At 48.5% G+C, this 20,118-nt stretch carries 21 protein-coding genes and 1 tRNA gene; 12 read left to right on the forward strand and 10 right to left on the reverse strand.

Annotated elements, in window-relative coordinates; translation table 11 throughout:
• Positions 1-8 precede the first annotated feature (8 nt).
• From coaE to H8693_RS01215, 4 genes are all read left to right on the forward strand, one after another.
• Positions 9-611, forward strand: coding sequence for a dephospho-CoA kinase (gene coaE, locus H8693_RS01200; RefSeq protein WP_249279450.1), 603 nt, complete (start codon positions 9-11; stop codon positions 609-611).
• Positions 584-1,147, forward strand: coding sequence for a lytic transglycosylase domain-containing protein (locus H8693_RS01205; RefSeq protein ID WP_249279451.1), 564 nt, complete (start codon positions 584-586; stop codon positions 1,145-1,147). Before coaE ends, H8693_RS01205 begins: the two co-directional genes overlap by 28 nt.
• A 16-nt stretch (positions 1,148-1,163) precedes the next feature.
• The gene (locus tag H8693_RS01210; RefSeq protein ID WP_249279452.1) at positions 1,164-2,762 is read left to right on the forward strand and encodes an ABC transporter substrate-binding protein; all 1,599 of its coding nucleotides are present in this window, start codon (positions 1,164-1,166) and stop codon (positions 2,760-2,762) included.
• Positions 2,763-2,848: 86 nt separating this feature from the next.
• On the forward strand, positions 2,849-3,022 hold the full coding sequence (locus tag H8693_RS01215) for a DUF1540 domain-containing protein (protein ID WP_249279453.1): 174 nt from the start codon (positions 2,849-2,851) through the stop codon (positions 3,020-3,022).
• 80 nt (positions 3,023-3,102) lie between these two features.
• On the opposite strand, the gene glpK is transcribed toward H8693_RS01215, so the two are convergent.
• Positions 3,103-4,596: a glycerol kinase GlpK gene (glpK, locus tag H8693_RS01220; RefSeq protein WP_249279454.1), complete on the reverse strand. Its 1,494-nt coding sequence runs from the start codon at positions 4,594-4,596 to the stop codon at positions 3,103-3,105.
• A gap of 90 nt (positions 4,597-4,686) precedes the next feature.
• Complete coding sequence (locus H8693_RS01225) at positions 4,687-5,781, reverse strand: DUF3810 domain-containing protein (RefSeq protein WP_249279455.1); 1,095 nt, start codon at positions 5,779-5,781, stop codon at positions 4,687-4,689.
• A gap of 152 nt (positions 5,782-5,933) precedes the next feature.
• Here H8693_RS01225 and H8693_RS01230 point away from each other — a divergent pair, with 152 nt between their 5' ends.
• Positions 5,934-6,773: a sugar phosphate isomerase/epimerase family protein gene (locus tag H8693_RS01230; protein ID WP_249279456.1), complete on the forward strand. Its 840-nt coding sequence runs from the start codon at positions 5,934-5,936 to the stop codon at positions 6,771-6,773.
• Here H8693_RS01230 and H8693_RS01235 read toward each other — a convergent pair.
• Complete coding sequence (locus H8693_RS01235) at positions 6,736-7,272, reverse strand: carboxypeptidase-like regulatory domain-containing protein (RefSeq protein WP_249279457.1); 537 nt, start codon at positions 7,270-7,272, stop codon at positions 6,736-6,738. The two genes, H8693_RS01230 and H8693_RS01235, sit on opposite strands and share 38 nt — an antisense overlap.
• 92 nt (positions 7,273-7,364) lie before the next feature.
• Here H8693_RS01235 and yfbR point away from each other — a divergent pair, with 92 nt between their 5' ends.
• Positions 7,365-7,937: a 5'-deoxynucleotidase gene (gene yfbR / locus H8693_RS01240; RefSeq protein WP_249279458.1), complete on the forward strand. Its 573-nt coding sequence runs from the start codon at positions 7,365-7,367 to the stop codon at positions 7,935-7,937.
• On the opposite strand, the gene H8693_RS01245 is transcribed toward yfbR, so the two are convergent.
• From H8693_RS01245 to argC, 5 genes are read right to left on the reverse strand one after another with little or no spacing between them, the layout of a single operon-like run.
• The gene (locus H8693_RS01245) at positions 7,934-8,455 is read right to left on the reverse strand and encodes a GNAT family N-acetyltransferase (protein WP_249279459.1); all 522 of its coding nucleotides are present in this window, start codon (positions 8,453-8,455) and stop codon (positions 7,934-7,936) included. The two genes, yfbR and H8693_RS01245, sit on opposite strands and share 4 nt — an antisense overlap.
• 7 nt (positions 8,456-8,462) lie before the next feature.
• Entirely contained in the window at positions 8,463-9,431 is a 969-nt protein-coding gene (gene argF, locus H8693_RS01250; RefSeq protein WP_249279460.1) for an ornithine carbamoyltransferase, read from the reverse strand.
• A 17-nt stretch (positions 9,432-9,448) separates the two neighbouring features.
• Positions 9,449-10,648, reverse strand: a complete 1,200-nt coding sequence (locus H8693_RS01255) for an aspartate aminotransferase family protein (RefSeq protein ID WP_249279461.1) — start codon at positions 10,646-10,648, stop codon at positions 9,449-9,451.
• Between the two features lie 15 nt (positions 10,649-10,663).
• Complete coding sequence (argB, locus tag H8693_RS01260) at positions 10,664-11,527, reverse strand: acetylglutamate kinase (protein WP_249279462.1); 864 nt, start codon at positions 11,525-11,527, stop codon at positions 10,664-10,666.
• Between the two features lie 27 nt (positions 11,528-11,554).
• Complete coding sequence (gene argC, locus H8693_RS01265; RefSeq protein WP_249279463.1) at positions 11,555-12,601, reverse strand: N-acetyl-gamma-glutamyl-phosphate reductase; 1,047 nt, start codon at positions 12,599-12,601, stop codon at positions 11,555-11,557.
• A gap of 144 nt (positions 12,602-12,745) precedes the next feature.
• Between argC and H8693_RS01270 the strand changes: the two genes are divergently transcribed.
• The 4 genes from H8693_RS01270 to proS all read left to right on the forward strand — a co-directional run bounded on the left by H8693_RS01270 (position 12,746) and on the right by proS (position 17,472).
• Positions 12,746-13,891 carry an efflux RND transporter periplasmic adaptor subunit gene (locus tag H8693_RS01270; protein WP_249279464.1) on the forward strand — a complete coding sequence of 382 codons (1,146 nt, stop codon included), beginning with the start codon at positions 12,746-12,748 and terminating at the stop codon, positions 13,889-13,891.
• Positions 13,884-14,567, forward strand: a complete 684-nt coding sequence (locus tag H8693_RS01275; RefSeq protein WP_249279465.1) for an ABC transporter ATP-binding protein — start codon at positions 13,884-13,886, stop codon at positions 14,565-14,567. The genes H8693_RS01270 and H8693_RS01275 overlap by 8 nt, the downstream gene beginning before the upstream one ends.
• The gene (locus tag H8693_RS01280) at positions 14,554-15,723 is read left to right on the forward strand and encodes an ABC transporter permease (protein WP_249279466.1); all 1,170 of its coding nucleotides are present in this window, start codon (positions 14,554-14,556) and stop codon (positions 15,721-15,723) included. Before H8693_RS01275 ends, H8693_RS01280 begins: the two co-directional genes overlap by 14 nt.
• Positions 15,724-16,026: 303 nt before the next feature.
• Entirely contained in the window at positions 16,027-17,472 is a 1,446-nt protein-coding gene (gene proS / locus H8693_RS01285; protein ID WP_249279467.1) for a proline--tRNA ligase, read from the forward strand.
• A gap of 130 nt (positions 17,473-17,602) precedes the next feature.
• On the opposite strand, the gene H8693_RS01290 is transcribed toward proS, so the two are convergent.
• Positions 17,603-18,451: a hypothetical protein gene (locus H8693_RS01290; RefSeq protein ID WP_249279468.1), complete on the reverse strand. Its 849-nt coding sequence runs from the start codon at positions 18,449-18,451 to the stop codon at positions 17,603-17,605.
• Positions 18,452-18,535: 84 nt separating this feature from the next.
• Positions 18,536-18,611, reverse strand: a tRNA-Trp gene (locus tag H8693_RS01295).
• Between the two features lie 163 nt (positions 18,612-18,774).
• On the opposite strand from H8693_RS01295, the gene proC reads away from it, so the two are divergent.
• Together proC and rnhA are read left to right on the forward strand one after the other, a co-directional pair.
• Complete coding sequence (proC, locus tag H8693_RS01300; RefSeq protein WP_249279469.1) at positions 18,775-19,563, forward strand: pyrroline-5-carboxylate reductase; 789 nt, start codon at positions 18,775-18,777, stop codon at positions 19,561-19,563.
• Positions 19,563-20,042 carry a ribonuclease HI gene (gene rnhA / locus H8693_RS01305; protein WP_249279470.1) on the forward strand — a complete coding sequence of 160 codons (480 nt, stop codon included), beginning with the start codon at positions 19,563-19,565 and terminating at the stop codon, positions 20,040-20,042. Before proC ends, rnhA begins: the two co-directional genes overlap by 1 nt.
• The last annotated feature ends 76 nt before the right edge of the window (positions 20,043-20,118 follow it).

Genomic DNA, 20,118 nt, shown 5'->3' on the forward strand with positions numbered 1-20,118 from the left:
CACAATATGTGATCGGACTGACGGGAGGCATCGCTTCCGGCAAGTCCACGGTTTCCGAGATTCTTTGCGCAAAGGGAATTCGTGTTTTGGACGCGGATGCCATAGGGCACGAACTTATGAAAAGCGGCCGCACGGCCTATGAGGAGATTTGCGATACCTTTGGCAAGGGTTTTCTAATGGAAAATGGGGAAATAGACCGAAAAAAGCTGGGCGCCTATGTTTTTTCGGAACCATCAGCTCTGAAAAAGCTGAACGCGATCCTTCACCCCCGCATAGCTTCGCAAATTGCCAGAGATGTTCGGCAGACAAAAGGGCTTTGTGTGATTGATGCGGCGCTGTTGACCGAGGTTGGCCTGGATGCGCTTTGTGATGCGGTCTGGGCGGTTCGTGTTCCAAGGGAATTGCAGGTAAAACGCCTTATGGAGAGAAATCACCTTTCCCGGAAAGACGCCTTGCGGCGCATGGAAAGCCAGTTATCTGATGCAGAGCGCGAAAAATTCGTGACAGATTGGATAGATAACAGCGGAACAGCTCAGCAGCTGGAAAAACAGGTGGGGGAGCTTCTGAAAAAGGCGGTAAAAGCATGGGAAGAAAGCAGAAAATTGCGCTGACATTTTTTATTATATGTATCTTTATTCTGCTCATCATTGTCGGCGGATATATGTTTGTCAAAACCAGATATCCTCTGAAATACGAGGACTATATCATGAAGTATGCAGAGGAATATCATTTGGATCCCTATTTTGTCTGCTCCATCATATGGACGGAGAGCAAGTTTGATCCAGAGGTAGTATCCAGCCGGGGCGCTGTCGGCCTGATGCAGATCATGCCGGATACCGGCAAGTGGATTGCAGGGAAATTGGGAATGGAGGATTTTGAAGAAGAAAACCTCCATGATCCGGAAACCAATATTCAGATGGGCTGCTGGTATTTAAAATTTTTAAGCGATAAATTTGACGGGGATACGACAAAAATTGCGGCTGCATATAATGCAGGGCACAACCGGGTAAGCGAATGGATGACAGACCCGGAGCATTCCACAGATGGGGAAACGCTTGATAATATCCCCTTTGAAGAGACGAAGAACTATGTGGAAAGAGAAAGACAGAGCTATGAAATCTACAAATTTTTATATAAATTGGCGTAAGCTAGCGGCGTTTACAATGGCAATTTGTCTGCTGTTGGTTTTCTCCGCCTGCGGTTCCTCTCCACAGCCTAGTGAAGAGCTGCCGACGCCGTCGGCGGCCAAGGAGCTTCCCATGCCCGAGGGAACGGGAGCGGCCGGCGGGCAGGAGCTTACTATCAATATGCCGGAAAATCCACAGACACTGAATCCGCTTACGGCACAGGAAGAAAATCTCTGCAATGTGCTCTCTTTGGTGGTGGAACCCGCCATTAAGATCGAGGCAAACGGAGAAATTCTGCCGTCGGTTATTGAAAATTGGACTTTTGATGCGCAGACCATGACATTTACTTTTGTTATCCGAAAGAATGTCTCCTTTCATGATGGAAAGGGGACGGTGGGCGCCGACGACCTGCTTTTCTGCATTGAGCGGATTTGCTCTTACACCGAGGCGGAAAGTCCTTATGCAAAATATAAATATGTCGTGGGCGGTTATGCGAAGATAGACGATACGACGTTTACCGTCAAAGTGACGGAAAAGACAAAGGATATTTTTTATTTTATGAATTTTCCGGTTCTGCCCAAAAGCTATTATGAATCCGCCGGAGTCGATTTTCTGCAAAAGCCGGTGGGAACTGGCCCATATCAGGTAGACAGCTATACAAAGGGCGAGGGAATGGCACTTTCCCTTTTCGGAGATTGGTGGAAAACTCCGCCGGTTTTCACAAAGATCACCGCCAAGCCAATGGATGCCGAGGACAGCAAGATCAAAGGATATCAGGACGGCAGCTTTGATGCGGTGATGAGTGCTTCCTATACAGCGGAAAGCTATGCATCTGAAGGGAAAACGACGGTTCATCCGATTGTGTATCCCACCTATCACTGCCTGATTCCCAATATGGGCGATTCTTTTGTGGGAAATAAAAATGTGCGCAGGGCGATTTCCATGGCGCTGGACCGCAGCAAAATTGTTTCTGCAAGTGTTCTGGGCTCCGGGCAGGCGACTGAGACGCCTCTGCGCCAGGATTTATGGTATTTTGAAAATTCTTCTTCCGCCGTCGGAAATGGATATAATGCCAGCGCGGCGGGGAAGCTGCTGGAGGATGCCGGATATAAACTGGATGCGGAGACGGGATTTCGCTATAGTGAAAATGGAAATGGTTCTAAAAACTATTTGAAGGTCGATTTAATTTTTACCGAGGCAAAGGATTTCGCCTATCGCTCCGCTGTATGTGAGTCGGTTGCGGATCAGCTGGCTGTGGTGGGAATCCAGGTAAATATTATAGAAAAATCAGATGAGGACTATAAGACCGCATTGTCCCAGCGCAATTTTGATCTGGCTTTGTGTTCCTATTCGATGAAATCAAACCAGGAAATTGATTTTCTCTTTTCGGCGGAAAACAATTATGGCGGCTATAACAGCGGCGCCCTGCAGGAGCAGCTTGGGGCAGCGCATTCGGCTCTGACAGAGGAAGAACTGCAAACCGCCTATACGGCACTGCAAAAATCGCTTTTGGAAGATATGCCCAACATCGGTTTGTTTTATGGAGAACACTCGCTGATTATGCGCAGCGATATATCCATTGGAAAGCCACTGGGATATAAAAACATTTTTGCAAATATCAACGAATGGAAATAATATCCATGGCATACCTCAATTTTTTCCCTGCATAAAAATTTGCAGCCGTCAAATACTATAGGGGAAACATCAAAAGGAGGTATAAAATGATGAATAATTCCAAAAAAGCCAACTATAGCATTAAATGTACAGTAGAAAACTGCGCGAACCATTGCGGAAAAGAACAGTATTGTTCTTTGGACTGCATCTGCGTAGGCACGCATGAAGGCAATCCGACGATGGATCAGTGCACCGACTGCAAATCTTTTCTTTTAAAATAAAAAGGAAAAAGTCGCCGGAAAAATTTAGACAAACAGGAAAAGGCGAGAACATTTTCTCGCCTTTTTATATTGCTAATCTTTTATTCCGCCCAGTTTTGGGAACGATTGACCGCCTTTGACCATCCGCGCATAAGATTTTCGCGCCTTTTTTGGGACATATTGGGAAGAAATTCACGCTCCATTTGTATGAGTGAGGACAGCTCATCGCAGGAACCGGCAATTCCGCAGGATAAGCCTGCAAGATAGGCTGCGCCCAGCGCTGTCACTTCAATATTTCGCGGCCGCAAAACCCGGCAGTCCAGAATATCCGCCTGGAACTGCATTAGAAAATTGTTGGCGCATGCTCCGCCATCTACCTCCAAGCTCTTGATGGGAGCCCCAAAATCCTTTTCCATGGCGAAAAGAACGTCGGCTGTCTGAAAGGCAATGGATTCCAGCGTGGCGCGGATAATATGGTTTTTGTTGGTATTTCGCGTGAGTCCCACAATAATGCCCCGAGCATACATATCCCAGTAGGGAGCGCCCAGCCCGGAAAAAGCTGGAACGACATATACACCGTCGCTGTCGCTGACACGGAGGGATGCCGCTTCGGAATCGGCCGCATGTTCGATCAGCCGCATTTCATCCCGCAGCCATTTTATGGAACTACCAGCGTTAAAGACGCTTCCCTCCAGAGCATAGGTGGTTTTTCCGTTCAAATGCGCTGCAATCGTCGTAACCAGTCCATGAGCAGATTCCACTGGATTTTCACCGGTGTTCATCAACGTAAAACAGCCGGTTCCATATGTGTTTTTTGCCATGCCGTCAGAAAAGCATCCATGGCCGAATAAGGCCGACTGCTGGTCGCCGGCGATGCCGCCGATGGGGATTTCAGCGCCATCAAAAAGGGAAGGATCGGTTTTTCCGAAATCGCCGCTGCTGGGGCGGACTTCCGGCAGCATACTCAGAGGGATCTCAAATAGATCCAAAAGCTCGCCGTCGTATTCGCCCGTATGGATATTGAACATCATGGTGCGGGAGGCATTTGTATAATCTGTGGCATGGACTTTGCCGCCTGTGAGCTTATAAAGAAGCCAGGTATCCACCGTCCCGAACATCAGTTCGCCTTTTTGGGCCTTTTCCCGCGCCCCCGGCACATTTTCCAAAATCCAGTGGATTTTTGTTGCGGAAAAATATGCATCGATAATCAGGCCGGTTTTTTTGCGGATCCGCTCCGACCATCCCTGCTCTTTCAAAGTCAAACAATAGTCTGAAGTCCGCCGGCACATCCAAACGATAGCGTTATAAATCGGTTCGCCGGTATTGCGGTCCCAGATAATCGTGGTTTCCCGCTGGTTTGTGATGCCGATGGAGGCAATTTCCCGTGGGGAAATCCCAGCGTTTTTGATGGCGGCGACAGCCATTTGGTATTGAGTCTCCCAAATTTCCCTGGGATCATGTTCCACCCAGCTGTCATTTAAATAATGCTGTTTGAATTCCCTTTGCGAGGAGGCGACAGGGGTAAAAGAATCGCCATATAGAATGGCTCTTGAGCTGGACGTGCCCTGATCCAAAGCGAGTATATATCTGCCCATATGAAATTTCCTCCGGCTATATTGGTTTGTGATATGTGATATCTTATTATATCATAAAAAGATAGGATTCAGCAATGGCTGGAAAATGGCTTAAAGCTCTCCCTCGCGATTCAGAGCGATGATCAGGTCAATCATGCGCCCATAGCTCTTACGCCCATCGGAAACGCCATTATTTTGCAAATAGGAGTCATAAATCTGTTCGCCGGTATCCGCCAAATCGCTCTCAAAATCCTGCCAATATTCGTTTTCATTGGCAAAATCCCGCAAAATCCCTTCATCCAACAGCGACACCACCTCCTGGTGATCTGCCGGGGAAACGTCATAGAGGGCATTGATGACATACGTCAGCGCATAGGCATAGGCGGAATAGGCAAAATCCGTGTCTTCTGACTTTGAACATACATACCACGCGACAAAGCTGGCTTCATCCTCCCGGGCAAACCCCTTTAAATGAGCATACTCATGAGCGGCAACCGCCGGAAAATATAACTCAGGCATCTGCATATTGACGTTTGCTTCATAGGTAAAGGGCGAGAAAATCCCGGTAGTGCGGAATGTGGAAAGCAGATTAGGCGTCAGAACCCCTTTAACCCGGGTTTTGACCCCCAGGTTCATATATTCCGGAGCGCACGCATCATAAACGTTCTGTACAGATTCCAGCACAATCTCTTTGGAATGGGTGAGGGCAAAGACACCGTTGGCATCTTCGGAAACCTGTTGCCGCAGGGAATTTGCCTTATCTGCCAATTTAATTGCCGTGTCTTTCAGCTCGGCAACTGTGGCCTCCTGGATTTCCAGGCCCATCGTATCCGCCAAAGGCTTGCGGGCATAGTTGATACCCCAGTTGAGGATAAAGCTGGAATATACCATACAGATGACGATGGCCAGTGTTAAAATCCGTTTGCAGAAATGGTAGAGCTTGCGCCCTTTTGGCTTGAAAAAACTGAAAAAAGTGAAAACTACACCAAAAATCAGATAGGCGGCGAAAATATATAGGAGAAGTTCACCGACACTAAAAGAGACAAGTTTGGTCAAATTCCCAATAATCTGTGTAAAAAAAGGGTAAATGGTCTGTGCATAGACCGATTCGGTCACATCCGGCATTAGAAATGCAAATTTATAAATCAGAAATGCCCCAACAGCCGTTAACAGCAGGAGGGACAGTTTCCAGAGCTTTCGGAACATTCCGCCACCATTCTCCGTCCATTTATATTAGTTTTATTGTACCTGCTTGGCCGCTTTTGGTCAACCGATGAGGAAGGCTGGAAACAGAATTTGCTATTCGGACATAAATTGATTATAATAACAGACAAGTGAAAGAGAGGCTTGACAAGGCAATGGTGCAATTTGGAATATCTACCGCCTGCTTTTTTGGAACAGAATATGTCGAAGACGCCATTGAAAAAATCGGGCGGCAGGGATGCAAAACGATTGAGGTTTTTTTGAACACCTTCAGCGAATATGAGGAGGAGTATATCCGGGAGATCCGCGGCAGGATTGATGCCTATGGAATGAAGGTCTGCTCCGTGCATCCCCATGGCGTGCAGTATGAGCCGCAGCTTTTTTCTCCATATTCCCGCAGCACGCGGGACGCTGAAGCCATATACCGACGGGTTCTTCGGGCTGCCCAGCTTTTGGGTGCGTCGAATTATATTCTGCATGGTGGGCTTTTCTTTAAACCAGCACTGAAAAACGCTGTGAATTTTGCGCGGATCGGCCCCATTGTTTCGCATATGGCCGATGTTGCAAAGGAATATGGGATCCGCTTGGCCTATGAAAATGTGCATTGGTGCTGGTTTCAGCGGCCGGATTTTGCAACGGAAATCCAAAAGTATGTAGAGTCGGATAATCTATATTTTAATTTTGACATCAAGCAGGCCGCGCAGTCAGGCTTTCCGCCCATGTCCTATCTGGAGCCTATGGGGAATCGGTTGGTCAGCATTCATGTCTGTGACTATATCGCAAACCCGCCCTATTGGAACCCCTGCATGCCTTTTCGAGGCCAAATGGATTTTGCTGCCCTGCGTTCTTATTTGCAAGATACCGGCTTTGCAGGCTCCATGGTAATGGAGGTATACAGCGGCAACTACCGGGATGAAGCGGAATTATTTGCCACATACCGGCAGATGGTGGATTACTTTACTGCGCCGGCTGATATTTCTCAATCATCGCTTTGACCCATGTGCGGTTAGGGCCCTCGATAATCGAGAAAGGTTCGCCGCTGGAAACATCGCTTTCATGGAACATTAAAATTTCCGGGCCTTCGCGGGTTTCTCCAGCCAGAAGCTCGAGATAGAAGAGGGCATAGGGAACAAACCCATCCTTATAAACCAAAACGGATATTTCTCCCCAGGGCTTTTGGATCATTTTGTCAAAACGCTCATCCCGGGTGATGGGAACGGCAATTGCTTGGGTTTTTCCGTCTTTTCCCGTGGTATACGTCTCTCCGGTTTCAGGAATGATAACTTTTGCCCCCTCAATCGGTTCGCCGGTTCGGCCGTCCATGACGCAGGGAATGAAGATGCCGTCCTTTCCGCCGGCTGTGCTGAAGACGCCGAGGGAGGGATTTTCGTTTCCCTGCAAAAAAACAAAGCCCAGAGTTCCTGCACACAGGAGCAGACAAAGGCTGACGGCGATAGAGGTTATAAGCGTCTTTCGTTTTTGTATATTTTTCATCGGTGGCCTGGTTCCTTTTTTATTTTACTATATGCCATCCAAAAAGGGGATATGTCATCCGGAAGGAAACCCATATAGAAAGGAAAATTTATATGCATCACTTTTTTGCCTATATTTCCCGCATGAAACATATCAAACGCTGGGGACTCATGCGCAACACGCAGGAGGAAAACATCAAGGAGCATTCTCTGGATGTTGCAGTTATCGCCCATGCGCTGGCGGTCATTAAAAACACATATTTTGGCGGTCAGGTTTCGCCGGAACGAATGCTGGCGCTTGGGATTTATCACGAAGTGGGAGAAGTCATGACCGGGGATCTGGCCACGCCCATCAAATATTTCAACCCCAAAATTAAAAAGGCATATGGGGAAATCGAGGAGATGGCCCTGGAAAAAATCCTCCGAATGCTTCCGGAGGAGATGCAGGGGGAATATAAAAAATATCTTTTCCATGAGGGAAATCCGGAATACGCTCTTGTTAAGGCGGCAGACAAAATCTGTGCCTATATCAAATGCGTGGAAGAGATCAAATCCGGAAATATGGAATTTGAAAAAGCCAAAAATAACATAGCAGCCGATCTGGCTGCTATGCAGGCACCGGAGGTGCAGTTTTTTATCGAAAAATTCCTGCCCAGCTATGCGCTGACGCTGGACGAGCTGAACTAAACGCCGGGCGTCACAATGGATTCATAATCAAACATTTCGTCCATATCCACCAGTTCGTTGACCATGAACGCCCGGATATAATCCGAGCTTTTATCGATGGAATGGATATAGTATCCATTTTTGAGATAGAAGGAAACAGAGGAGCGCATGCGGCTGGCCGTGTAAAGCGTGATAGCCCTGACGCCAAGGCCCAGGCATTCCAAACGGACTTTTTCCAGCAGCAGCCCCCCCAATCCCAGATTCTGCACATCCGGGGCCATGGCGAAGCGGCTCAAATAGGCAATACCGTCCCGCAGGATTGTAAAACGGACGCTTCCAATGATCTCGCCATCCAATTCGCAGACATAAACATATTTTTCCTCTATATCCCGCTGGACATCCTCCAGCGTTTCAAAAAGCGCCTTGATGCTTTCCCGTTTGCGCACTTCGTTGGCATAGAGAGTAAACGCCTCTTTTGTGATCTGGAGGACGCGGGGAGCGTCCTCTTTTTTTGCTTTCCGTAAGATGATTTTTTCCATGGATTTTCTATTGCTCCGCTTTCCCCATGAGTTTAACCATAACCGCCTTTTGTGCATGCAGACGGTTTTCCGCTTCGTCGAACACGACGCTATGAGGGCCGTCGATAACCGAAGCCGTAACCTCTTCGCCGCGGTGCGCCGGGAGACAATGCATAAAGATCACATCATCCTTGGCGCATTCCAAAAGCGCGTCATTGACCTGATAGGGAATAAAATGCTTGGATTTTTCCTCAAATTGGCTTTCCTGACCCATGCTGGCCCAAACATCGGTATACATGGCATCCGCGCCCTTGGCGGCTTCTCTGGGATCGTGTGTGACCAGAATATGCGCGCCACTCTCCTCCGCAAATCCCATTGCCACTTTTGTGATGGCGGGATCTGGCTCGAAACCAACGGGACAGGCAATGGAGAAATCCATACCCAGCTTCGTGCAGATCAGCATGAGAGAGTGGGCGACGTTGTTGCCGTCTCCCACAAAAGCGAGCTTTTGATGTTCAAGCGTCCCCTTGTGCTCATAAATAGTCTGCACATCCGCCAACGCCTGGACGGGATGATAGGTATCGGTCAGGCCGTTGATAACCGGAACGCTGCCGCATTCTGCCAGAATTTCCAGATCCTTTTGATCGAAGGTGCGGATCATAATGCCATCCACCATACGCGAAATCGTCCGGGCCGTGTCGGCGACCGTTTCCCCGCGGCCCAACTGAATATCATGGGTCGAGAGGTTCAGGGCATGGCCGCCCAGCTGGAACATGCCAACCTCGAAGGAGACCCTTGTCCGGGTGGAACTTTTGGCAAAAATCATGGCCAGCGTCTGCCCGGCAAGGAGGGGATGGGGAATTCCCTTTTTTGTCTTTTCCTTTAAATCCAGGGAAAGGCTCAGAATCTGCAGGATCTCATCCTGGGAATAATCTGCCAGCGTGAGCAGATGTTTTTGTGAAAAAGGCTGTTTTGCCTGATAATTTTTTAAATCCATAGCTTCCTCCAATATTGTTACAACATTTGAAAAATTTTCTCCAGAGCAGCGATAAGCCCATCGATATCCGCTTTGGAAATGACATAAGGCGGGACAAACCGCAGAGTATTTCCGCCGGCAGTTCCGATGATATATCCCTTTTGCTGCAAAGCAACGACAATATCTTTCACCGGGACCTGCGGTGTAATCTGAAGCCCCAACATAAGACCGTCGCCACGGGCCTGCAAGGCGATATTGGGAAATTTATCCACCAGTTCCTGAAGCTTTTCCTTAAAATATGCGCCCAATGCGGCAATCTTTTTGAGCATATCGGTTTCCATAAGCTGGCCTAAAACATAATTGGCGGCGGCAGTGGCCAGATGATTGCCGCCAAAGGTGGAACCGTGGTCGCCGGGTGCAAAAGCGGCGGCCACTTCCTCCGTTGCGAGAAATGCACCGATAGGGACGCCTCCTCCCAGCGCCTTCGCCAAAGTGACGATATCCGGCTTTACGCCATATTTTTGGCTGGCCAGCATGCAGCCTGTCCGCCCCATGCCGCACTGCACTTCATCGGCGATCATGAGGATGCCTTTTTCATTGCAAAGCTGCCGTACGCCCTGGATAAATTCCGCCTGCGCGGGGATTACGCCGCCTTCTCCCTGGATGGGTTCCATCAAAATGGCGCAGGTTTTGTCCGTAACCGCCGCTTTCACGGCCTGCAAATCGTTAAAGGGGACATGAACAAAGGTAGGAACCAGGGGATGATAGGGTTCCTGGTAATGAGCCTGCCCGGTTGCCGAAAGCGTGGCAAGAGTGCGCCCATGGAAGGAATTTTTCATCGTGATAATTTCATATTTTTCCTGGCCCTTGTTATGGAAATATTTCCGCGCCAGCTTGATGGCGCCTTCCAGCGCCTCCGCTCCGCTGTTGGAAAAAAAGACCTTGTCAAATCCGGTGGCTTTACAGAGCTTTTCCGCTGCCAGCGCCTGGGTCTCCACATAAAAATAATTGGAGGTGTGCATAACATGCGCCACTTGGTCTTGCAGCGTCTGAATTAGCCCTGGGTCCGAATATCCGAGGCAGTTTACAGCAATTCCCCCGAGAAAATCCGTATAAACTTTTCCCTGCGAATCGATGAGGGAGGAGCCTTTTCCATCGACAAAGCAGATAGGAAAGCGTTTCCCGAAAACGCCCATATAATATTTGTCATCCAGAGCGATGATATCCTTGATTTGCATAATCCTGTTCCTTTCTTATTTGGTGAACATGGTGCCGATACCGGAATCCGTGAAGATTTCCAAAATGATGGAATGGGGAATGGTGCCGTTGATGATGTGCACCCGATTTACCCCCTCCCGGATAGCCTTGGCGCATGCCTTTGCCTTGGGAAGCATTCCTCCGGAAACAATTCCATCGGCGATCATACCCGCCACATCCATGCTGGAGATTTCATAAATCAGTGTCGACGGATCTTCGGGATCTCTCCGGATGCCATCGATATCCGTCAGGAACATGAGCTTTTCCGCCTTGAGGGCAGTCGCAACGGCGCTGGCAACGGTATCCGCATTGATATTATAGCTCTCGCCGTGTTCGCCGCATCCAATCGGGGCGATGACAGGAATATATTCATCGCTTGTCAGCATATTGAGCAGTTTTGTATCCACGGAGTCGATTTCCCCCACGCATCCCAGGTCGACGCCTTCCACGGGAGGGCACTTATGGGCGCTGATGACATGGCCGTCGATGCCGCAGAGACCAACGGCCTTGCCGCCGCAGGCATTGATTCCCGCCACGATATCCTTGTTGATCCGGCCGGTCAAGACCATCTGAACGACTTTCATCGTCTCTTCGTCCGTTACCCGCAGGCCATTATGGAATTTCGTCTCGATATGCAGAGCAGAGAGGGTGCCGTTGATATCCGGCCCGCCGCCATGCACCACAATGGGATTCATTCCAACAAATTTCAGAAGGGTGATATCCTCCATAAATCTCTTTTTCAAATTGTCATCCAACATAGCGGCGCCGCCGTATTTGACAACGATGGTTTTCCCGCTGAGACGCTGAATATAGGGAAGGGCCTCAATCAGTACATTTGCGCGCTCGTGATGTGTGTTCATATGTTTCAACTCCTCAATTCATAGAATTTATAAATACATAGCCAGCTGGGGAAGGCCGGTAGAACCATCCAGGCCAAACATCAGATTCATGTTTTGAACCGCCTGCCCGGCCGCCCCTTTAATGAGATTATCGATGCAGGAGACGATGACAAGCTTGTGCAGCCGTTCATCGATCTTGTAGCCGATAAAGCAGTTATTGGAACCGACGACAAATTTCAGCTCCGGCAGACTGCCATGGGGAAGGATTTGAATAAAATCCGATCCCATATAAAATTTTTCATAGGCCCCCTGGATTTCGATGGGGGAGATTTCCAGCCCTTTGGGAAGATCGGCATAAATCGTGGCTAAAATGCCCCGTTTCACGGGAAGCAGATGCGGGGTGAAGGAAAGCGCCACCGGGCTTCCTGCTGCAAAAGAGAGTTGTTCCTCAATCTCTGAGGTATGCCGGTGGGTCGTCACGCCATAAGCCTTAAAGCTCTCATGGGATTCGCAGAAGCTGAAGGGCAGCTTTTCCGAACGCCCTGCACCCGTCACGCCGGATTTGGCATCAATGATGATGGAATCTTTTTGGATCAGGTTACAGGCCAGCAGCGGATACAGCGCGAGGATGCTGGCTGTTGTATAGCAGCCGGGATTGCCGATGAGGTCCGCCCCTGCAATTTCTTCCTCATATAACTCGCAAAGGCCGTACACCGCCTTTTTCAGAAGCTCCGGATGGGTATGATGGATGCCATACCAGGCTTCAAAAACAGCGGCATCCTTATAGCGGAAGGAGCCGCTAAGATCGATGACCTTGACGCCGCAGGCCAGCAGCTTGGGGACGATTTCGATAGATGGTTCGTGCGGCAGGCAGGTAAATACAACATCGCAGTCCTGCTGGATGATTTCGTAATCAATATCCTCTAACAACATTTCATCCAGTGCGAGATAGCTGCCATAAAGCTCAGAAATTTTTTTCCCACAAAAGCTCTTGGACATGATATGCGTAATTTTTACTTCCGGATGCGATGAAAGCAGACGCACCAGCTCTTCTCCCGCATATCCCGTTGCTCCAATAATGCCAACCCGAATCAAAATTCATTCCTCCCGTTTCCTGTTTCAATAATTATACATCTTAATGAATAATTATGCAATAGGTTAATTTCAAATTTTTACCTTAGTATAACACAAATATTATCCGGCACACTATAGATAAAGAAAAATTTGGAGGGAAAACGCATGAAAAAGCGCATTATTCTTTGCATTGGAATTTTTGTTGCCTTGGCGGCCGCCGCCATTCCCATTTATCATGCCACCCAGGGAGTTGATATCCAAAGCGTTGTTGCAGAAAAACAGGATATTGCTGTAAATCTGGAGCTGGATGGAGAGATTGAATTCACGGAAATTTATACGGCCTCCTGTCTGCAGACGGGCAGTGTTGGGGAAATGCCGGTGGAAGAAGGGGAGGAAATTGCTCAGGGGGCATTGTTGGTAAAGATGGACACTTCCGCTCTTCAAAAACAACTTGCCAGCCTCCAGGAACAGGAAAAGGCATGGAAAGAAGAGGCCCAGGCCGCCAGCAGCACAAACACTTCCAGTCTATTGGAGGAAGCGCAGAAATCTTCGGTTTTGGATATGGCCCAGGCGGCTTCCTTTGATCTTCATGGATTCAATCAAGCTTTTTCTGAAAATGCTTCAGCTGATGCAGAGGATGCGCTGGCGGCATCTGCAGGCAGTGATTCACTGGGTTCTTCCGGTATACAGAATAGCGAGCTGCAGGAACAGATACAGGAGATTTCCCAACAGATCGAAAGTTCAGAATATATATCCCAGTTGGCAGGCACTGTTCTCGCTGTTCAGGTGAAAAAAGGAGATGTGGTGGCGGAAGGTACACCTATGGTCACCATCGGGAACCCATCCTCCGCGCAGATTATTGCCATGGTAGGAGAAAATGACATCAAAAAGCTCAGCGAAGGGATGGCATGTAGCATACGCATGCAGGGAAGCGATACAGTTTGCACGGGAAAAATTGTTTCCATCGGTGCCCAGATGAGTGCTGCTTCTCTGGAAGGCGGAAGTAAAAAAGCAAAGGTATGCATCAAGCCGGATGAGCCGCTTGTTGGATGTATGGCGGGCGGCAGTGCATCTGTTTCCATCGAAGTTCAGCGCATATCCGATGCCGTATCTGTTCCGATTGACGCGGTGGACAGCGAGGAAAATGTGTATGTCGTCAATAAACAGGGAATCCTGGAAAAACGGCTTGTTAAAACGGGTCTTTATAACGACGAGCAGATCGAAATTGTTTCCGGACTCGAAGCGGGAGATGTGGTGGCTCTTCCTGGGATGCAAGAGCTTTCAGAAGGAATGAAGGTTCGCAATGATTGAGCTTAAGGATATCTGCAAGATCTATGGGAAAAAGAATACGGAAGTATCCGCATTGGAGCATATCAATCTTTCGGTTCCCAATGGGGGATTTTTGGCGATTATGGGGCCTTCAGGCAGCGGGAAATCGACCCTCATGAATATACTGGGATGTCTGGACCGGCCGACATCCGGGCAATATTTTCTCAATGGCATTGATGTTTCTACGCTCAATGCGGATCGGGCGGCTGAACTCCGCAACCAGTATATTGGGTTTATCTTTCAATCTTTTCTGCTCCTTCCCAAGCTGACGGTCTATGAAAACATTGAGCTCCCCATGCTCTATGCCAATGTACCGCCGGAAATACGGCGAAAAACTGTTTTGGAGCTGGCAGAGCTGGTGGGGCTGGAGCATCGTCTGCAGCATATTCCCTGCGAACTGTCCGGAGGGCAGTGCCAGCGGGTTGCCATTGCCCGTTCTCTTGTGAATCATCCCAAATTGATTCTGGCGGACGAACCAACGGGAAACCTGGATTCCAAAACAAGCCTGGATATTATCCAGACTATCGGACGGCTCAATAAAAGAGGGGTTACAGTCGTCCTCATCACCCATGAACAGGAAATCGCCAATGCCGCAAAACGCATCATCCGCATCAAGGATGGGAAGATTATGGAGGAAGAGCAATATGCAGCTGTCTGAATATATCCGCATGTCGCTGTCTGAAATACGGCGCAATCTGGTTCGCTCTGTCTTGACCATTTTGGGCATAGTCATCGGTGTCTGCGCCATGATTATGGTGTTGTCTGTGGGAGATGCCGGGCAGGAAAGTGTTTATAATGAGCTGGAAAAGTTTGGCATTAACCGCCTGTTTATCTATCCCAATGAAAATGTGGATAAGGATATCCTAAAGCGCAGTGATATTGAATATCTTTCCGAGCATGTGAGCCGGATCGACGAGATATCGCCCCAGTCCTTTGCTACGGCAAAGATCACCTATAATGGGAAAAGCGAAACCACAGAAATTGTCGGGACGACGGAAGTTTTAAAAGATGTGGAAAACAAAGTGATGGCAGAGGGACGGTTTATCAATGAAAACGACGTAGAATATGCCCGAAATTCTATTGTTTTGTCCGACGATATCAAAGAAGCACTTTTTGGAAACGCTTCCGCTCTGGGGGAAACGGTGGAGATGAACGGCAAGAAATTAAAGGTAGTGGGGGTGGAGCAGAACACCAAACCCCTCTATACATCCATAACCTCAGCAAAATCCTATATCTCTATTTCCGCATATGAAGAGATCTTTCAGACGGCCAGTGTCGGCGAAATTTCCATAACTGTCGCCAACTCGTCGGATATGGACAGCGTCGCCCAGCGCAGCGTGGATCTGCTTCTGGATAAATACGGAAGCAATTCCATCAAGACCATGAACCTGGCGGAGGAGGCAAAGAATGCCGAAAATATTTTGACAATATTCAAGCTGGTAATTGGCGCAATCGCGCTCATTTCGCTTTTTGTCGGCGGAATCGGGATCATGAACATCATGCTGGTGACTGTACGGGAGAGGACAAAGGAAATCGGCATCCGCAAGGCGCTGGGGGCAAAAAATTCCGTAATTCTCAAGCAGTTTCTCATGGAATCCATCCTGTATGCACTCATCGGCTCGGTAAGCGGCGTTGCCATGGGGGTTCTTCTGAGCGTCCTTGCAGAAAAGGCGATTGGGCTGTCCGTTCAGATATCCCTGTTTTCCATCGGGGCAAGCGTCGTCTTTTCCGCGATCATTGGGATTTTATTTGGAATCATTCCGGCTTTCAAGGCGGCGCGCCTGGATCCCAGCCAGTCCCTTCGCCATAGCTGATTTTTCCCTTGCAAACTGGAAAGACAGGTGATACAATACGATATAGAAATGCGTTTGAGGAAGGGAAAATAGAACGCCGCCCTTTAAAAGAGATGGAACTCCCCGGCTGAAAAGTTCCAAGATGGCGTACTACACCCGCCCTTTCGATGCAGCGGGGGAATAAACCCCGCCGCCTGCCGCGTTAAAGGCAAAAGAGATTTGGATTTTTTCCAAAATGAAGGTGGTACCGCGGTCTTCGCCCTTTGCTTGGGCGGAGATTTTTTTCTTGGAACTTTGAATTTTATTGGAGGAGACAGAGACGATATGGCAAAGATGAAAAAGGAGTTTGTGGAGCATATTACCTCCCAGGCTGAGGATTTTTCCCGGTGGTATACGGATGTCATCATGAAGGCTGATATGGTGGATTATTCGGATGTCAAGGGCTGCATGGTCATTAAGCAGTATGGCTATGGCATTTGGGAGCTGATTCAGGAAGAAATGGACCGGCGCTTTAAGGAAACTGGGCATAAAAATGCATATTTCCCGCTGCTGATCCCCGAATCCCTTTTGCAGAAAGAGGCCGAGCATGTGGAAGGTTTTGCCCCGGAAGTGGCCTGGGTTACGCATGGCGGGGGAGAAAAGCTGCAGGAGCGGCTCTGTATCCGCCCGACCTCTGAGACGATTATCTGTTCCATGTATGCAAAATGGGTGCAGTCCTATCGGGATCTGCCCATTCTTCTGAACCAGTGGGCCAATGTCCTGCGCTGGGAAAAGACCACCCGGCCTTTCCTGCGCACATCGGAATTCCTCTGGCAGGAGGGGCACACGGTCCATGCCACGCAGCAGGAAGCCGAAGAAGAAACGGTGAAAATGCTGGGGGTCTATAAGGAATTTGCGGAAAACGTTCTGGCGATTCCGGTGATTACCGGTCAAAAGAGCGAAAAAGAGAAGTTTGCCGGTGCCGACCATACCTATACGATGGAAGCCATGATGCTGGACGGCCGGGCGTTGCAGATGGGGACATCGCATAATCTAGGGCAGAATTTTGCCAAGGGCTTCGGCATTCAGTATCTGGATAAGGACAGTAAACTGAAATATCCCTGGCAGACATCCTGGGGAACCTCCACGCGGATGATCGGTGGGCTGATCATGGTCCATGGAGACGACCGCGGCCTTAAGCTGCCCCCCAAAGTTGCTCCCATTCAGTGCATGATCATTCCCATTGCCGCATTCAAGGAAGGGGTCATGGAAAAGAGCCGCGAGCTTTATGATACTATTAAAAAAGCCGGGATCCGTGTGGATCTGGATGACCGCGACCAGAGCGCCGGATGGAAGTTTAACGACTGCGAGCTGCGAGGCATTCCGCTGCGCTTGGAAATCGGGCCGAAGGATATCGAACAGGGCCAGGTTGTTCTCGTCCGCCGGGATACCTTTGAGAAGATCACCGTGCCCATGGAAGGGATAGCCGAGACGATTGCCAATCTTCTGGATGAGATCCACGCCAATATGCTTAAAATGGCGCGGGAATTCCGGGATGCGCATACATTCAAGGCGACGAATTTTGAAGAATTTGAGAAGGGAATTGAGAAAGGGCATGGCTTTGTGAAGGCCATGTGGTGCGGCTGCCGGGAATGCGAAGACGCCATCAAGGAAAAGACGGGCGTCACTACGCGCTGCATGCCCTTTGATGACGATGAGGTTCTCTCCGATGTGTGTGTTTTCTGCGGAAAACCGGCGAAAAAGCTGATGGTTTTTGCAAAGTCCTATTGATAGATAGAAGCGAAAAAATAGTCGCATGAGCAAAATCATGTGGCTATTTTTATTATATCGAACGGAAGGAAAAGAGCCGGAATGCCGCAACAAAAAACAGCGGCAATGATTATGCCGCCGTTTAAAAACATTAGAGCTCTTCACTTTTATCCAGATATGCACGCATGCGCTGCACATCGTATTTGGGGTTATGAGCGGTGCCTTCTAAATCCACGCCCATCAACTTGCAGGACTTCTCCAAAGACAGTACGCGGTTTCCAATTTTCATGCTGCAGTCTACATTCCGCACCCGGAAAAAATTAAACATATCGTTGCCAAACGAAGATTTTAAAAACAGGGAATCTGTATCGCCATAGGTATAGATTTTTTTGGCCCGGGAAAACATGTTGATAAAATATTTCTCAAAAGACCGGATATGTTTGGCCTTATACAGATCCTCCAGAGAATAGGGCAGAAGATCCTGATAGGTGTTGTTCCAAAGCCGTGTGATATAGCGGTTATCCGAAAAGGGCTTTGCAATCCCCTCAAAAACTTTGGTTTCATTCTTTTCCCGATCCACCAGCTCCGCATACCAGCCGCAGATCCGCATATTCATCGCCTCAAAATCAATATATAAAATCGGTTTAGATGCCGGTGCATCAGCGGCAACGGCTTTTTCAGCATATAGCTGGAATACCGGGCTTTTGGGGCCAAAGGTATGCTTTAAAACATGGTCATAGAATGCTGCGGGATGAATAGAGTCCGCTTTTTTGAAGAGATCCTCGAAAAAAGGCGCCAATCGACCGATATATTCAAAAGATTTCAGCTGTTTTTTTGTATAGGGCAGGAGAAAATACTCAGAAGGCAAAATCTTATCCAGCGATGCACTGCTTTTAAAGGGCCGCGCAGCACCGTTATAATATTGGTTTGTGGCCGTATCATGGATTTCCCATGCACATATTTTTTCTTTTAATGTAAAAAATTTAACTTCTAATGCCATTGGAAATATTTTTCCCCATAAAGATATTTTTAATTGCGGACGGGACACTTAAAATAAAAACAGCAGCATTTTTGCTGCTGTTTTTGGCAGGGGAGACGCGAATCGAACACGCAACCTACGGTTTTGGAGACCGTTGCTCTACCAATTGAGCTACTCCCCTATGCAATGGAGCCAACAACGTTATTATTATAAAAGAATCAAGGCAAATAGTCAAGGTAAAAATCAAAGAATGGGGAGATTTTCTTTCTCTTTGCAATTTATCAATGGCTATATTATAATGTTACTAACAAAAACAAATAAAAGATATTGAGGTGTAAATTCCCATGAAAATTGGATTTATTGGCGCCGGGAATATGGCAGAGGCCATTGTTGCCGGTATGCTCTCGCAGAAAACCGTCGCCCCGGGGGATGTATATTTATATGATATAAGCGCGCAGAAGCTGGCGGATCACCGGGAAAAATACTATGTCAATTCCTGCGCCACCATTGACCAGCTCCTGCAGGTGGCGGATATATGTGTCCTCTGCGTGAAACCGAATGTGGCGAAAGGGGTTTTGCAGCAGATTACCAAAGATAATATTTGTCTCTTGTCTATCGTGACGGGGTTGACCTATGCCCAGATGGAGGAAAATATTCGGGCAAAGGGGGCCAGATTTCTGCGCATTATGCCCAATACGCCGCTGATGGCAGGGGAGGGAGCGACTGTTTTTGCCATGCCGCATACTCTGCGCGACGATGAATTTGCCTTTGCCAAAGAAATTTTCTCGGCCAGCGGCCTTGTGGAGACGATTGACGAGGCATATTTGCCGGCTGTTACGGGAATCAGCGGAAGCGGCCCGGCGTATGTATACATGTTTATTGAAGCGCTGGCGGATGCCGGCGTGAAAAATGGCTTGACACGCCAAATGGCTCTGGAACTTGCTTCGCAAACGGTTTTGGGAGCGGCAAAGATGGTCCGGGAAAGCCCGCTGCATCCCGCTGTTTTAAAAGATAATGTCTGCTCGCCGGGTGGAACGACGATTGAAGCGGTTTCGGTTTTGGAGCAGAAGGGATTCCGCGGCGCAGTGATAGAAGCTGTTGATGCCTGTGTGGAAAAGGCGAAGGTTTTATAATGGCCTATAAGCATGTTGATATCTACTGCGATGGCGCCTGTTCGGGAAATCCAGGCCCCGGCGGCTGGGGAGCCGTGTTGTTGTATAAGGGGGCGAAGCGGGAGCTTTCCGGTTATTCTTCGGAATCCACCAATAACCGAATGGAGCTGACTGCCGCGATTATGGCACTAAATGCCCTAAAAGAGCCTTGTGACGTCCATATTTATACGGACAGCGCTTATCTCTGCAACGCGTTCAACAACGGATGGATCATTGCCTGGGAACGCAACGGATGGATCAACGCAAAGAAAAAGCCGGTGGAAAACAAGGATTTATGGCTGCTGTTGACCAACAAAACAAAGGAGCACCGGATATCCTGGTTTAAGGTTAAGGGGCATGCAGATAATGCCTATAACAATCTATGCGACAAGCTGGCCACGGATGAGATTAAAAAGAATAAGGAAGCTAAGAAAAAAACGCAAGCAGCGGACTTAAAATAAATGCCATTTAAGGCAAAGCAAGGGGACTGACACATAACTATGCGCAAAACACAAGTTTTACGAAGAATTATAGGGC

Source organism: Guopingia tenuis (genome assembly GCF_014384805.1).
In the GTDB taxonomy this organism is placed as follows: domain Bacteria; phylum Bacillota; class Clostridia; order Christensenellales; family Christensenellaceae; genus Guopingia; species Guopingia tenuis.

What these genes read in the sequence shown, in the direction of transcription:
- H8693_RS01205 (WP_249279451.1), top strand. Translation starts at nt 584, where the DNA reads ATGGGAAGAAAGCAGAAAATTGCGCTGACATTTTTTATTATATGTATC.
- H8693_RS01210 (WP_249279452.1), top strand. Translation starts at nt 1,164, where the DNA reads ATGGCAATTTGTCTGCTGTTGGTTTTCTCCGCCTGCGGTTCCTCTCCA.
- H8693_RS01215 (WP_249279453.1), top strand. Translation starts at nt 2,849, where the DNA reads ATGATGAATAATTCCAAAAAAGCCAACTATAGCATTAAATGTACAGTA.
- glpK (WP_249279454.1), bottom strand. Translation starts at nt 4,596, where the DNA reads ATGGGCAGATATATACTCGCTTTGGATCAGGGCACGTCCAGCTCAAGA.
- H8693_RS01225 (WP_249279455.1), bottom strand. Translation starts at nt 5,781, where the DNA reads ATGTTCCGAAAGCTCTGGAAACTGTCCCTCCTGCTGTTAACGGCTGTT.
- H8693_RS01230 (WP_249279456.1), top strand. Translation starts at nt 5,934, where the DNA reads ATGGTGCAATTTGGAATATCTACCGCCTGCTTTTTTGGAACAGAATAT.
- H8693_RS01235 (WP_249279457.1), bottom strand. Translation starts at nt 7,272, where the DNA reads ATGAAAAATATACAAAAACGAAAGACGCTTATAACCTCTATCGCCGTC.
- yfbR (WP_249279458.1), top strand. Translation starts at nt 7,365, where the DNA reads ATGCATCACTTTTTTGCCTATATTTCCCGCATGAAACATATCAAACGC.
- H8693_RS01245 (WP_249279459.1), bottom strand. Translation starts at nt 8,455, where the DNA reads ATGGAAAAAATCATCTTACGGAAAGCAAAAAAAGAGGACGCTCCCCGC.
- argF (WP_249279460.1), bottom strand. Translation starts at nt 9,431, where the DNA reads ATGGATTTAAAAAATTATCAGGCAAAACAGCCTTTTTCACAAAAACAT.
- H8693_RS01255 (WP_249279461.1), bottom strand. Translation starts at nt 10,648, where the DNA reads ATGCAAATCAAGGATATCATCGCTCTGGATGACAAATATTATATGGGC.
- argB (WP_249279462.1), bottom strand. Translation starts at nt 11,527, where the DNA reads ATGAACACACATCACGAGCGCGCAAATGTACTGATTGAGGCCCTTCCC.
- H8693_RS01270 (WP_249279464.1), top strand. Translation starts at nt 12,746, where the DNA reads ATGAAAAAGCGCATTATTCTTTGCATTGGAATTTTTGTTGCCTTGGCG.
- H8693_RS01275 (WP_249279465.1), top strand. Translation starts at nt 13,884, where the DNA reads ATGATTGAGCTTAAGGATATCTGCAAGATCTATGGGAAAAAGAATACG.
- H8693_RS01280 (WP_249279466.1), top strand. Translation starts at nt 14,554, where the DNA reads ATGCAGCTGTCTGAATATATCCGCATGTCGCTGTCTGAAATACGGCGC.
- proS (WP_249279467.1), top strand. Translation starts at nt 16,027, where the DNA reads ATGGCAAAGATGAAAAAGGAGTTTGTGGAGCATATTACCTCCCAGGCT.
- H8693_RS01290 (WP_249279468.1), bottom strand. Translation starts at nt 18,451, where the DNA reads ATGGCATTAGAAGTTAAATTTTTTACATTAAAAGAAAAAATATGTGCA.
- proC (WP_249279469.1), top strand. Translation starts at nt 18,775, where the DNA reads ATGAAAATTGGATTTATTGGCGCCGGGAATATGGCAGAGGCCATTGTT.
- rnhA (WP_249279470.1), top strand. Translation starts at nt 19,563, where the DNA reads ATGGCCTATAAGCATGTTGATATCTACTGCGATGGCGCCTGTTCGGGA.